Raw genomic sequence first — 14496 nt, 5'->3', positions numbered from 1 at the left:
CTTCGCAATGTTTAATTCTTACAACCAAGTTGTAAGTTCCTTACACATCATCGATTATCAATCTTGTTCAGTTTTCAAAGATCTACCATTTATATGTCTAAATTACGACTTCTTAATTGTATCAAAGCTGTGAAACAATGTCAACAACTTTTTTCAAGCAATCAAATTTATTAACGTTATCTCTTAACGACAACAATAAATATTATGCCACGTAACCGTTGTTATGTCAACAACTTTTTAAATTTATTTTTTTCGAGCTGTTCGTCTTTCAAACAACATTTAATATACTATCAAGTTTGTGGAACATCGTCAACCACTTTCAACAAAAAAAGCGTAAAGAATTGAAATTAATCAATTCTCTACGCTTAGTTGTAGATCTTAGTCTTGTTCTGAGTTGTCTTCTGGTCTCATTGTTGGGAATAGTAGAACATCTCTGATTGATTCAGCGTCAGTTAATAACATAACTAGACGGTCAATACCGATACCTAGTCCCCCTGTTGGTGGCATACCGTATTCTAGAGCTTCAACGTAGTCTAAGTCGACTGGTTGTGCTTCATCGTTACCATTAGCCTTTTCAGCAGCTTGAGCTTGGAATCTTTCCTTTTGATCGATTGGATCATTTAGTTCAGAGAATGCGTTAGCATATTCCATACCTTCAACATATAGTTCAAAACGGTCAGTAAATCTTGGATCATCAGCGTTCTTCTTAGCTAATGGTGAGATTTCTACTGGGTGACCGTAGATAAATGTTGGGTTCTTAATTTCTGGTTGAACCTTTTCTTCGAAGAATTCGTTGATAATGTGGCCAACAGTCCAGAAATCTTGGTATTCAATGTTGTTCTTGTCAGCAAGTTTTCTAGCTTCTTCTAGACTCATTTCTTTCCAGAAATCAATTCCAGTAAATTCTTTGATTGCGTCTACCATGTGTAAACGTTCGAATGGCTTGTTAAAGTCTACTTCTTCACCACGGTAGTTAATAATACCGTTGTCAGTAACAACCTTAGCAGCTGCCTTGAAAATACCTTCAGTTTCATCCATGACATCATGGAAGTCGAAGTATGCAATGTATGATTCTAATTCAGTAAATTCTGGGTTATGGTTTTGATCCATACCTTCATTTCTAAATACACGACCGATTTCGTATACACGTTCCATACCACCAACGATTAAACGTTTTAAGTGTAGTTCTAGTGCGATACGTAGGTATAAGTCGATGTCTAATGCATTGTGGTGAGTAATAAATGGACGTGCACTAGCACCACCAGCTTGGTTGTGTAGTACAGGTGTTTCTACTTCAGTACAATCCATTTCGTTGTCAAGGTAGTTTCTGATTGCAGAAATAATCTTGCTACGTTTTTGGAAACGGTCAAAACTATCACGGTTTGAAATCAAATCAAGATATCTTTGACGGTATTTTTGTTCCTTGTTTTGTAGACCATGGTACTTGTCTGGCAATGGACGCAAAGCCTTTGATAAGAAAGTTACATGAGTAGCCTTAACAGTTAATTCACCCATGTCTGTCTTAATTAGTTCACCTTCGATACCTAAGTGGTCACCTAAGTCGGCACGCTTGAAGAAATGGTAGTTGTCTTCACCTACTTCATCTTTTCTTACGTATAGTTGAATTCTACCGGTACGATCTTGTAAATCACCAAAACCTACCTTACCTTTTCCACGTTTTGCAACCATACGTCCAGCGATAACAACTTTTAGATTTTCTTCCTCTAGTTCTTCTTTAGTACTATCGTTGTACTTATCGTGTAATTGTTTAGCTAAATGAGTACGTTCAAAACGGCTACCGAATGGGTCGACCCCTTCTTCTCGTAATTCATTCATCTTTTGGCGACGAACTCGCAATTGGTCATTCATTTGCTTTTCTTGTGCCACAGTAAAACCTCCATCAGAATAAATTATTTTATATTAACATAATACCATAAAATAATTTAAAAAATTACATTTCACTTAAATCTGCATTTTTTGCTGCTCTTTTATGAGTCTTTTCAAGGAAATTGTCGAAAATATCATCCATTTCTTCTTCAGTCTCTGCATTGTTTAAAGCTACCTTAGCTCTAGCTGAGTGAGAAATCCCCTTTAGGTAGTATGCAGCTTGGCCTCTAAATTCACGAGGACCAGTAAATTCACCTTTAACACCAACTAAACGGTGTAGATGTTCCTTAGCAGTTGCAATCTTTTCATCAACTGTAGGTTCCTTCAATAGTTCACCAGTTTCTAGGTAGTGTCTGGTTTGTTGTAGCATCCATGGGTTACCTTCAGCGGCACGACCAATCATTACGGCGTCTGCTCCAACTTCGTCTAACATCTTCTTAGCTTCTTGAGGAGTTCTAACGTCCCCATTACCCATAAATGGAATTGTTAAAGCATCAGCAACTTGTTTTAAAACATCCCAGTCAGCGCTACCAGTGTACATTTGTTTTCTAGTTCTACCGTGCATTGCAATCGCTGAAGCACCGGCCTTTTCTGCCATCAATGCATTTTGAACTGCGTATACGTGGTCTTCATCCCATCCAGTTCTCATCTTAACAGTAACTGGTTTCTTAACAGCGTCAGTAACGTATGAAACCATTTCGTATACTTTGTTAGGATCCAATAACCATTTTGAACCGGCATCAGTCTTAATAACCTTGTTTACAGGACAACCCATGTTGATATCAATGATATCGGCATCAGTTTCTTGGTCGATAAACTTAGCCCCTTCGACAAGGGTTTCCTTAGTACCACCAAAAATTTGAATACTCATTGGGTGTTCCTTTGGATCAATATCTAACATACTTAGAGTCTTCTTGTTCTTGTGCATTAGACCACGATCAGAAATCATTTCACAAACAACAAGTCCGGCTCCCGATTCTTTACAAATCATTCTAAAAGCAGTGTTAGTAACCCCAGCCATTGGAGCAACAACTACTTGATTGGGGATTGTAACATCTCCGATTTTCCATTCCATTTATATTCACCTCAATATTAAACACGTTTAGCATGATAAATATCATATCACACTAAAATTAAAACTGCATACTTACTATTCTTTTGAATCTGAATTATCGGACAACAATGCTCTCAAGTCGTCTTCGCTGTAGTTATATTCGGTTTCACAGAAGTTACAGATAACCTTTGCTCCATGGTCTTCGTCAATCATGGCTTGGATTTCCTTATCGTTTAAACCGGCAATCTTTTCACCGAATTTTTCCTTTGAACAATCACACTTAAATTCTACAGGCATGTTTTGTAGGATATCGATGTTATCTTCACCAAAGATTAGTTTCAAGATGTCTTCTGGTTTTTGTTTTGATAGGAATAGTTCTGAAATCATTGGAATTGACTTCAAACGTTCTTCTAGTTTGCTGATTGCATCATCTGATGCGCCAGGTAATACTTGAATTAAGTATCCACCGGCAGCACCAATGGTTCCATCTTCATTTACGTATACAGATACACCAACAGCTGATGGAATTTGTTCTGATTGCGCTAGATAGAAAGTAAAGTCATCTCCAATTTCACCTGAAACTAGTTGAACGTTACTTACGTATGGTTCATCGCCACCTAGATTCTTCATTACTTCTAGGCTACCTTGTCCAACGGCACCACCAACATCTAGTTTGTGGTGTTTGTTTAATGGTAAATCAACGTGTGGGTTGTGAATGTATCCCTTAACGTGACCATTTGCATCGACGTCAACCAAGACTGGGCCGGCAGGGCCATCACCCAATACCTTCACAGTCATTGTTTCCTTACCCTTTAATACTGATGTAGCTAATAATAAACTAGCTACCAATGAACGACCTAATACCGCTGAAGATACAGGCCATGTTCTATGATCTTTTTGTGCTTCGTCAACTACGCCAGTAGCTTCCATTGCGTATGCTCTAAACATACCGTCTTTAGTGACACTCTTTGTTAAATAGTCTGCCATTTTTTATTCCTCCATAATCACCTAAAAAAGCGTGAGTCAAATAAATTCAACCCACGCTCTATTAGTTAGTCTTCATCATTATCTTGATGTTGATTTTCTTTTTGTTCTAGTTGTTCTTTGCTTTCTTCAAAAGAAGCATCTTCGTTATCATTTGAAGTGTTTTCTTCTGGCATCTTACCAGTACGGTATAAACTCAAGATTTCCTTTTCGTCTAATGTTTCGTACTTAAGCAATGCGTCAGCGATTACCTTATGTTGTTCACGGTGTTGTTCAATAATGTCATGAGCTTGACCATGAGCTTCATCAATTAATCTTCTTACTTCTTCATCGATAACAGAAGCAGTCTTTTCAGAATATCTTCTTGCGTATGGGTCATCGTTTGGATTTTCCAATTGAACAGTTCCTAGCTTTTCACTCATACCATATTGAGTAACCATAGCGCGAGCTAAGTTAGTAGCTTGTTCGAAATCATTAGAAGCACCTGAAGACAATGAGTCGAAGATAATTTCTTCGGCAGTTCTACCACCCATTAGACCAGCAAGTTGTTCCATTGCGTTCTTCTTAGATAGCAATTGTTGATCTTCTCTTGGAAGCATAATTGCGTATCCGCCGGCACGTCCACGAGGAACGATAGTTACCTTGTGAACTACACGAGCATCGTTTAGAACTAAACCAACAATTGTGTGACCAGCTTCGTGGTTGGCAACAATGTTTTGTTCTTTTTGACTAACAACTTTATCTTTCTTAGCTGGACCAGCAATTACACGGTCTTCAGCTTCATCCAATTCTGATGGACCAATTTCAGACTTGTTTCTTCTAGCAGCTAATAAAGCAGCTTCGTTTAACAAGTTAGCTAAATCGGCACCAACAAAACCTGGAGTTTGTTTAGCAATTTCATGCAAGTCAACGTTATCAGCGATTGGCTTGTTCTTAGCATGTACCTTTAAGATTGCTTCTCTGCCCTTAACGTCAGGTCTACCGACTAGTACCTTACGGTCAAAACGACCTGGACGAGTCAAGGCAGGATCCAATACGTCAGCACGGTTAGTTGCGGCAATTACGATAACACCATCATTACCTGAGAAACCATCCATTTCAACCAATAGTTGGTTCAATGTTTGTTCTCTTTCATCATGGCCACCGCCCATGCCGTTACCACGTTTTCTACCAACAGCATCAATTTCATCGATGAAGATGATTGCTGGAGCTTCTTTTTTAGCCTGTGTGAATAAGTCACGAACACGACTAGCACCTACCCCAACAAACATTTCAACGAAATCAGAACCTGAAATTGAGTAGAATGGAACGCCAGCTTCACCAGATACGGCTTTAGCTAATAAAGTTTTACCAGTTCCTGGAGGTCCTTCTAATAGGACACCATGAGGAATTTTAGCACCTAACTTGGTGAACTTCTTTGGATCCTTTAAGAATTCAACAATTTCAACAAGTTCCTGCTTTTCTTCTTCTTCACCAGCAACGTCTGTAAAACGAACATCACTCTTGGTTGGTTTAGCCTTTGACTTGCCAACACCCATGATGCCGCCCTTGCTACCATTCTTACCACCCATTTGGTTCATCATAACGAAGAAGAAAATGATGATGATTAGCATTGGTAGTAATGATAAGATTAGGTTTGACCAGAAACCGCCGTCAGTATCGGCAGCCTTGGCACCCATCTTAACGTTATTCTTCTTAGCGTAGTTTGTAATTTCATTAATAGTACCGTTGTTCTTCAAAACCTTAGTCTTGAATGATGAAACCTTAGTTTCACTCTTGGTATTACTGAATAAAATGCTACCAGAATTGTTTGATTTAACGCTTTGGGCCTTTCTGTATTCACCAGAAACAGTGTAAACACCGTTTTCTGGTTGAATTGAAAAGCTCTTAATTTTGTTATCTTTTAGTTCTTGAACAAACTGACTAGATTGTAATTCTTTGTTTTGAGGTTGACCGTTCTTTGATGTGACAAAGAAAGTAACTCCCAAGACAATCAAGAAGCACACTATGTAGAACAGGCTGTTCTTGAATAATCCTTTATTATTGTTATTACGCATCAATTGCCTCCTGTGTTCAATGCTTGTTTATGTATTAAAAATAACATGGTGAGACCCGCCAATTTTTCAATACATTACACGAAGCATATATTATCATTTTTCAGAAGAATTAACCATTTATTTGTCTGAATAAACCTCTGGTTTTAATACTCCAACATATGGAAGGTTACGATACTTACCTTGGTAATCTAAACCATATCCAACTACGAATTCGTTTGGTACTTCTAGACCAACGTAATCGGCTTTGGCTTCGACTACTCTTCCTTCAGGCTTATCCATTAAAGTACATACCTTAATTGATTTAGCACCACGTTCAGCTAATAGGTCTTCTAAATATTTCAATGTTCTACCAGTATCGATAATATCTTCAATGAAAATAACATCCCTACCGTTAACATCCACATCAATATCTTTCATTAATTCAATGGTTCCGCTTGATGCAGTACCTCCATGGTAGCTTGAAACGTCAATAAAATCGATGTCCATGTATAGGTCCATTTCTCTGACAATATCTGTCATGAAGAAAATAGCACCTTTCAAAACACCAACCACCACTGGTTTTCTGTCTTTGTAATCAGTTGTAATTTGTTGACCTAATCTGCGACAAGCGTCTGTGATGTCTTCCTTACTGTATAAGGTTTTTAGAATGTCGTTGTTCATTAGTTTCTCCTTCCACATACTTTATTTAATGATTAATGTATAAACTCTAGCGTTAGAGTTATCGATAGATACAGATTCACTGTAGCCTAAAACGGCTAATAGCCTTCCCTGATCAGTCATCAAACTCTTGGCAGATTGCCTCTTATCAACAGGTACCTTCTTGTTAATAAAGAGTCGCTTAGCCGTTTGATGGCCACCATTTTTAAGCGTTATTCTATCACGATTTTGCGTCTTTTGTACAATCAATGGGAATTCTGAATCCAAAAGATTAAAACGAGAAACTCTTCTTGCTTCATCATCTGAAACATTGGAATTATCCGTAATCATCCACTGGATATCATCTTCGAAATACCATTTATTCAATGTTACCACAAAATAATCGTTTTTAAATCCAGTTATTTGGTTTTGATTGATATTTTCGATTAAAAATTTTTCATATTCCTTTTTTATGCTCAAATTGTTCGATAACTCAACGACACCCTGTGGCTTTTCATCATTATTAAGTAGTGAAGTTACCTGATTAACAATGTCGACGTTTAAACCATCAACCACTTCTTGATCAATTAGATAATCAATTAATCCGGTTTGAACGTATTTGGGCAGCTTCAAGAATGCACCTAACTCGAAAGTGCTGGTATCAACACTGATATCATTTGCTAACTTCTCAAAGAAGAAATCGTTTTGTTTCTTCATTGAGTTCAGTTGGTGTGAGAAGTCATTAATGTGTTCAATCCCACGATTGTTTTCTGATTCGATAAATGGAATCAACTGATGTCTAATTCGGTTTCTGGTGACATCTAGTTTTTGATTAGTGTCATCCTCGTACCATTTAATAGATAAGGTTTGCATGTATTGCGTTAGTTCTTGCTTGCTAAAACCCAGTAGTGGACGAATCAAGCGACCATTATTAAACTTACGACTTTCCTTAATCCCGACTAGGTCCTTTACAAACGATCCACGAATTAATCGCATCAAGACTGTCTCAGCTTGGTCATTGGCATGATGTGCTGTTAATAATATACGTGAATTAGTGTCTTTAGCGACATTTGAAAAGAAGTCATACCTATATTTTCTAGCTGCCATCTCAATTCCGTTACTTGGATGGAATTGTTCTTCCCAGTTACCAACTTCAATTTTGACGTTATGGCTTTGACAGAAGTTTCTGATATATTGTTCTTCCTCTGCGCTTTGTGCTCTTAGGTGGTGGTTCACGTGAGCAACGATAATTTCTGGTCGATTCATCTTTGGCAAGTTCATCATTAGGTTAAGCAATGCCATTGAATCGACGCCAGCGGATACCGCGACAACCACAGAGTCTGACTCATTAAACCAATTCTTACTCTCAATCAATCGATTAAATTTTTGCTGGGTCATATTTTGTTCCGGCATTAATACCGTCCCCTTTTAGTCTCTTTTTTGGTAAAAATAAAATGATTAAGGTAATCTACCCCAATCATTTTTTATTTGGTTAACTACGGCGACCGCCACGGCCTCCACGCTTACCTTCAGTATTTTTCTTGATTGTAGCTAGTCTGCTTTCACTTTCCTTTAGGAAACTGTCCATTAAGTCATCAAAACTAGCCTTGTTATTTTTATGGTTATCATTGTGATGACGGTTATCACCAAACTTACCATGATTTGAATGTCCATGGGCCATCTTTGGTTGTTCTCTTCTTTGTGGTTCGGCAGGCTTATCAACTGCTTTTCTGATTGATAAAGCAATCTTACCATCGTCACCAACACTTAGAATCTTAACTTTAACGTCATCGCCAACTTTTAATACATCTTTGATATCTTTGATATAGCCATCAGAAATTTCACTAATGTGAACCAATCCTGTTTTGTGTTCGCCTAGATCAACAAAAGCACCAAAATTAGTGATTCCTGATACTTTGCCGGAAACTTTTGCTCCAACTTCAATTGCCATAAAAAAATTTGTCCTCCTAATAATGATTAGTAACTTTAGTATAGCACCATTTAAATGATAATTGTATAAAAAAAATGGTATTTTTTCATACCATTTTAATTTTGAGTTACATCCTTTGAAACATCCCCTGGAAGGCTGTAAACAGTCTCTCCCGGCTTGGTGTAGTAATATTTTTCACGAATTACTTTTTGGATATAGTCCTTATCGTGTAACTGCTTAATATTTTGTTTTAGTTTTTGATTATCAATTTTACTCTTCTTAAGTTCTTTCTTAGTTTGAACCTGTTGTTCAGAAACGTTGCTAATCTTAGATTTAGTTATAAAGATTTGCGCAACCAACATTAAGATAACAACGAGGAAAAAGCTTACCAGGATAATTCCACGTTTTTTTCGACTGCGTAAAATTTCTTGATGTCGAGATCGCTTGATCTTCGTGTATTGATTATTCAATTGATGAACCTTATCAACATCCATGGTATCCCCTCCTCAATTTGCTACTTAATAGTATAGATGATTCTTAAAAAAAATAAATAGATAATTAATTTTGTAACTAAATTTTAATTATTCAGCGTTGAAATCTCTTTCGTATTGTTCATCCAAAACGGTGTACATTCTATCTGCATCAGCCTTTTTGGTGGTTTCAAACAATTGGTTAACTTGAATGGTTAGGGTCTTGTTACCAAACTTAATCACTAACTTATCATTTGAATTAACATTTGATGATGATTTTGCCACACGGTCGTTAATGGTAATACGACCTTGATCAGCAATATCCTTTGCTACCGTTCTTCTCTTGATAATTCTTGAAATCTTTAAAAACTTGTCTAATCTCATTTCGACATCCACCTATCTATAAAGTTATTTACTAATGGCACTGATTGCCATTCTTGATATGTTAATAGTTTCCATTTAATCGCTAAGACACCAAAGACGGCTGCACCGATTGGAACTAAGAAACATAGTGAGAAGATGGCACTCAATCTTTGACTGTGAACCAAATGAATTGATCCAAATAGGTTCATCAAAATCATTTCAACGACCAACATCACTATAGCAATCACAGTTAACTTCCATAAGAAGCTCCACTTGTTTTCAATTTTAACGATGTCAATTGGTGCAAACTTCACTTCCACGATTAGCATTAATAGCAAACTAATCACAGTGGAAATGCTTGCACCGGCGATTCCCATGTGGGCAACCATTTCCTTGGTAAGCAATATCTTAGCTGCTAACCCTAATATAATCGCGATAATGGTAATTTTAAAGTGATTTGCACTTTGCAAAATACTACTATAAATCGTAATCATCGTTGTTAGAACCACACTAATCATAAAGATACTAATTGTGGTGTTTTGTTGACCACTGTTAAATAGCAAACGGTTAATTAGTGGCATCAAGCTAATCATCCCTACTGCCACTCCGACGGTCATAAACATGCTGACCCTAAGCATTTCGGATGCTAGGTTATGAAACGACTTCATTTGTTTCTTGGAATAGGACAAACTTAATGATGGCAAGATGGCAGAAGCAAATGATGTAGCAATTACCAACCCTAATTGAACTAGTGGCTGGCCACGATCATAGATTCCCTTGACCGCCTGTGAATCAATCAAGTTCAATCCGTTTAATAACAATCCTTTACGGACGGTAAACGAATCAACTAGTTGCATTAAGACCATTAGCGATGAAAGCATGCAGATTGTGCCACCTTCAAACAATAATCGTTTCAACAATGATTGATACGACATTACCTTTTGACTCGGTAGTCGCTTAATATCCACCGCGTAGTAGCGAATTAATATAGCCACCGAGAAAATCTCAGCAACTGGCGTTGCCACCATTGCATACGTTCCAATTGTATATGGATCCACGTGGTGTCTAACCCCAACGTATGCAGCAGCAATGATTAACCCAACTCGAATCACTTGTTCTACTACCTGTGAATAAGCGGTTGGCTTCATAATCAATGTTGCCTGGAAGTAACCTCTTAAACATGCCAAGATTGGCATCATTAAAAACATCCAGCTGACTGCTCGAATCAAACTATCTAATCTGATGTCACCCATTAGAGCAGCAATCGATGTTGCCTTAATCTGGCAGATGATAAATATCAACCCACCAAAGATTGAAAGCACGATAAATAGCTGCCTTAGAAGTGCTTTTTTCTGCAATGTTGTTTCCTGCTCAGCGATAACACGTGAAATAATTATTGGCATCCCACTTAAAGCTAATACCATTCCAATTCCATAGATTGGATAAACCTGTTGGAAAACGTAGAATCCAATGTTTCCCACTAAGTTTTGAAATGGCACACGGTAAACGGCACTTAGTACCTTACTAATCAAAGAAGCGATTGATAAAATCATCGCACCCTTCATTATCACTGATAGTTTATTGTCATTTTTCATTTGTTAAGTTTCCTGTATGTTCTTTATCTAATGCTTCGACAAACTTACTCAATTCACCTAACCACTTTTGTTCATCCATATTAGGTTGAATGATTAAGGTAATTTGCATCTTGTTGTTAGCAGTACCAACCATTGATCTAAACTCTGTTTGCGCAATTGCCTTTAGCACTTGCTTACTGTCATAGAATTGAGTTCCAATCGTTGATAGAGTGACTGTGATTTGTTTTGGTGTTTGTCTAATCTTTTCAATTAACGATGAGTCGGCATACATCTTAATGCGACTGATTGTTAATAGGTTTTCAACCGCAGTTGGATAATCACCGAAACGGTCAATTAAATCAGACTGTAGTTCACGATATTGATCGTCGTTTTGCATTTGTCTAATTCGCTTGTATAATTCAATCTTTTGTTTTTCATCTTGAATATATTCACTAGGCAAGTATGCTTCCACGTCCATTTCGACTGTTGTATCAACTCGTTGTTCGGCACGACGACCACGTTTATTTGCCACGGCATCGGCTAACATTTGAGTATACATATCATAACCAACCGAATCGACGAATCCTGATTGTTGCTTACCTAAAAGGTTCCCGGCACCACGAAGTGATAAGTCACGCATGGCAATCTTGAAACCAGAACCCAGTTCGGTAAAGTCCCTGATAGCTTCCAAACGGTTTTCTGAAACTTCGGTCAACACTTTGTTTGGTTTATACATAAAGTACGCATAAGCGACACGGTTAGAACGACCGATTCGTCCACGAATTTGATACAACTGGGATAGTCCCATGTGATCAGCATCTTCGACAAACAACGTATTGGCGTTTGGAATGTCGACCCCAGTTTCGATGATTGTTGTGGTTACTAACACGTCGTATTCACCGTTAACAAAATCATAGAGGATAGTTTCCAATTGGTTTTCGGTCATTTGACCGTGAATGTAAGCAATTCTAGCATCTGGAACCAATGTTTGTAACTTCATGACGGTGTCTTCAATGTCTGAAACACGGTTGTGCATGAAGAAGACTTGGCCACCACGATGCATTTCACGGGTGATCCCCTCACGAATTGCTCCTGCATTTTCTTCCATTACGTACGTTTGAATTGGGTAACGGTTTGCTGGTGGCGTTTCAATAACTGAAAGGTCGCGAACTCCCATCATCGACATGTTCAAAGTTCTTGGAATTGGGGTTGCTGTTAGTGTCAAAACATCAACATTAGATTTTAATTGTTTAATCTTTTCCTTGTGTTTAACACCAAAGCGTTGTTCTTCATCGACCATCAATAATCCTAAGTCGGCGAACTTGATGTCATCAGATAGCAAACGATGAGTACCAACAACGATGTCGATTGATCCATCTAGTAAACCTTTTTTGGTTTCTTCAACCTGCTTCTTGGTTCTAAAACGAGATAGCACTGCTACTGAAACTGGGAAACCTTCAAAACGGTTCACCATTGTTTCGTAGTGTTGTTGTGCCAACACGGTAGTTGGTACCAAAAATGCCACCTGTTTACCTGCTTCGATCGCCTTAAAGGCAGCGTGCAATGCTACTTCGGTCTTACCGTAACCAACATCCCCAACTAGTAAACGATCCATTGGATGTGGTTGTTCCATATCCTTTTTAATTTCTTCAGAACTCTTGACCTGGTCAGGTGTTGGTTGGTATGGGAATGCCCCCTCAAATTCTTCTTGGTACTCGTCATCTTCTGGAAAGGCGTATCCTACCTGGTTGGAACGTTTAGCGTATAAGTCAATTAGGTCATCGGCGATATCTTCAATCTTTCCTTGAACCTTTGACTTCGTCTTTTGCCATTCACTTCCACCCAACTTGTTAACACGTGGGTGTTTGTCTTCGGATGAAACGTACTTTTGAATCAAGTTTAATTGAGTAACCGGAATGAATAACTTGGCATTCTTTTGGTAAGCAATGGTCATGTAGTCTTGGTGCTTACCATCGACTTCCATGGTCTTCATCCCTTCATACTTACCAATCCCGTGGTTAGCATGAACGACATAGTCGCCCGGTTTTAAATCAGCGTAGCTCTTGATTCGTTCCGCGTTAGAAAATGTTTGACGACGTGGTCGTTTCTTGTGGACGGTCGTAAACATTTCTGATTCGGTAATTACCGCCAATTGTTTGATTGGCAATTCAAACCCATTCTTCAAGCGTTCACTGACCACTTGGACTTGATGTTCTAAAATGTTGTCACTGGTGGTTTGAACGGATTCGATTTCAAAGTCAGTCAATGTTTGCGATACCTTTTGCATTCTGGCCTTGTCCTTCACCAAAATCACAACGGTGTCATCTTGTTTGTGCCATCTATCAATTTCAGTCTTCAATAGTGGCATTTGACCGAAGAACTTTTGCATTGGACGAACCTTAATATCATTTAATTGGGTTAACTTAAGGTTCCCAATCCCCTTTTGGAACAATGACATTAAAATTTCTGCCTGGTTAATTTTGTGGAAGTGTTCTCTAAAGTCCACGCTAAATAAATCGGTGGATGCAATTTCACCATGGTCAAACTTGTCATTAGCCCATGATTGTTCTTCTTCGACTAGTTGTTGGCTGTTTTCTAAGATACGACTGTAGTCATCGAATAAAACGACACCATCATCATCCAGATAGTCAAAGATGGTCGTTTCGTTTTCATACATTGCCTTAGCATACATTATCCAATCTGGATCAATAATCCCTTCATTGGCATCATCAATCATGGTTGAAACAGCATCACTTAGGCGTTGCTTTAGTTCGTCGTTATCCAGTTTGGCTAAACGTTTATCACGTAGTTGTGTTAAATTAGCAACTGCTTGTTGTCTTTGTGCTTCGTTTAATACCATATCAGTCGCTGGTAGTACCGATATGGTTTCAATATTTTCCAAACTTCTTTGATTAGATACGTCAAAATATCTCAATGAATCGACATCAGTATCGAATAAATCAATTCGAACTGGATATTCTGAGTTCAATGGATAAATATCGATAATTGATCCACGAAGTGAAAATTCACCTGGTGCTGCCACCATCTTTTCAGGTGTGTAGCCCATTTGAAATAGTTTGTTTCTTAATTCATCTAAATTAACTTCATCGTCGATCGAGATGGTTAAATTAGCATCAGAAAAATCGCCAGGTTCCGGCAAAATACGTTTGGTACCGGAAACAGACGTTACGATAATCTTAGGTTCATCGCTTAATAGCTTTGATAAAGCTTGCACACGAGTGGCCTTGTATTCAGGTGAACTGGTGGCAACTTCTGCGGCTAAGACTTCTTCGACTGGAAATTCTAATACATCATCTTCGGAGACAACATTTTGTAAATCTTCAACAATATCATCACATCTGGATAAAGTATCAGTAACAATCAAGAAGTTTTTCTTTGTTGACATAAACAATGCAGCAATCATCATTGTCTTCGCAGAACCTGATAAACCAGTCACTAACTGACGATGTTTGGGTGCTAAATCATTAACAATCTCATCATATTGTGGCAGTTGTGTGAAAAATTGACTTAATTCCAAAAT

General features: G+C 38.0%; 11 protein-coding genes. All 11 read right to left on the bottom strand.

Annotated features, from left to right (window positions below):
* Positions 1 to 378: 378 nt before the first annotated feature.
* Complete coding sequence (gene lysS, locus RZ55_RS01545) at positions 379 to 1887, bottom strand: lysine--tRNA ligase (RefSeq protein WP_034532490.1); 1509 nt, start codon at positions 1885 to 1887, stop codon at positions 379 to 381.
* A 64-nt stretch (positions 1888 to 1951) separates the two neighbouring features.
* Positions 1952 to 2962, bottom strand: coding sequence for a tRNA dihydrouridine synthase DusB (gene dusB / locus RZ55_RS01540; RefSeq protein WP_034534372.1), 1011 nt, complete (start codon positions 2960 to 2962; stop codon positions 1952 to 1954).
* 75 nt (positions 2963 to 3037) lie between these two features.
* A complete protein-coding gene (gene hslO, locus RZ55_RS01535) occupies positions 3038 to 3928 on the bottom strand; it encodes an Hsp33 family molecular chaperone HslO (protein WP_057175592.1) in 891 nt (296 codons plus the stop codon).
* A gap of 65 nt (positions 3929 to 3993) precedes the next feature.
* The gene (gene ftsH, locus RZ55_RS01530) at positions 3994 to 5982 is read right to left on the bottom strand and encodes an ATP-dependent zinc metalloprotease FtsH (protein WP_057175591.1); all 1989 of its coding nucleotides are present in this window, start codon (positions 5980 to 5982) and stop codon (positions 3994 to 3996) included.
* 117 nt (positions 5983 to 6099) lie between these two features.
* Complete coding sequence (hpt, locus tag RZ55_RS01525) at positions 6100 to 6642, bottom strand: hypoxanthine phosphoribosyltransferase (protein WP_034532486.1); 543 nt, start codon at positions 6640 to 6642, stop codon at positions 6100 to 6102.
* 21 nt (positions 6643 to 6663) lie between these two features.
* A complete protein-coding gene (gene tilS / locus RZ55_RS01520; protein WP_057175590.1) occupies positions 6664 to 8031 on the bottom strand; it encodes a tRNA lysidine(34) synthetase TilS in 1368 nt (455 codons plus the stop codon).
* Positions 8032 to 8110: 79 nt separating this feature from the next.
* Positions 8111 to 8569 (bottom strand): S1 domain-containing RNA-binding protein, encoded by a 459-nt coding sequence (locus tag RZ55_RS01515; RefSeq protein ID WP_034532485.1) that lies wholly within the window; start codon positions 8567 to 8569, stop codon positions 8111 to 8113.
* Positions 8570 to 8664: 95 nt separating this feature from the next.
* Entirely contained in the window at positions 8665 to 9042 is a 378-nt protein-coding gene (locus RZ55_RS01510) for an FtsB family cell division protein (RefSeq protein WP_034532484.1), read from the bottom strand.
* 87 nt (positions 9043 to 9129) lie between these two features.
* Complete coding sequence (locus tag RZ55_RS01505) at positions 9130 to 9402, bottom strand: RNA-binding S4 domain-containing protein (RefSeq protein WP_034532483.1); 273 nt, start codon at positions 9400 to 9402, stop codon at positions 9130 to 9132.
* A complete protein-coding gene (locus RZ55_RS01500) occupies positions 9399 to 10976 on the bottom strand; it encodes a putative polysaccharide biosynthesis protein (RefSeq protein ID WP_057175589.1) in 1578 nt (525 codons plus the stop codon). The genes RZ55_RS01505 and RZ55_RS01500 overlap by 4 nt, the downstream gene beginning before the upstream one ends.
* A complete protein-coding gene (gene mfd, locus RZ55_RS01495) occupies positions 10966 to 14496 on the bottom strand; it encodes a transcription-repair coupling factor (protein WP_431354838.1) in 3531 nt (1176 codons plus the stop codon). The genes RZ55_RS01500 and mfd overlap by 11 nt, the downstream gene beginning before the upstream one ends.

This window comes from Apilactobacillus kunkeei (assembly GCF_001421115.1).
Classification (GTDB): Bacteria; Bacillota; Bacilli; order Lactobacillales; family Lactobacillaceae; genus Apilactobacillus; species Apilactobacillus kunkeei_F.
The sequence above is the reverse complement of the archived record's forward strand: the minus strand, read 5'-3'. Positions and strand labels throughout refer to the sequence as shown.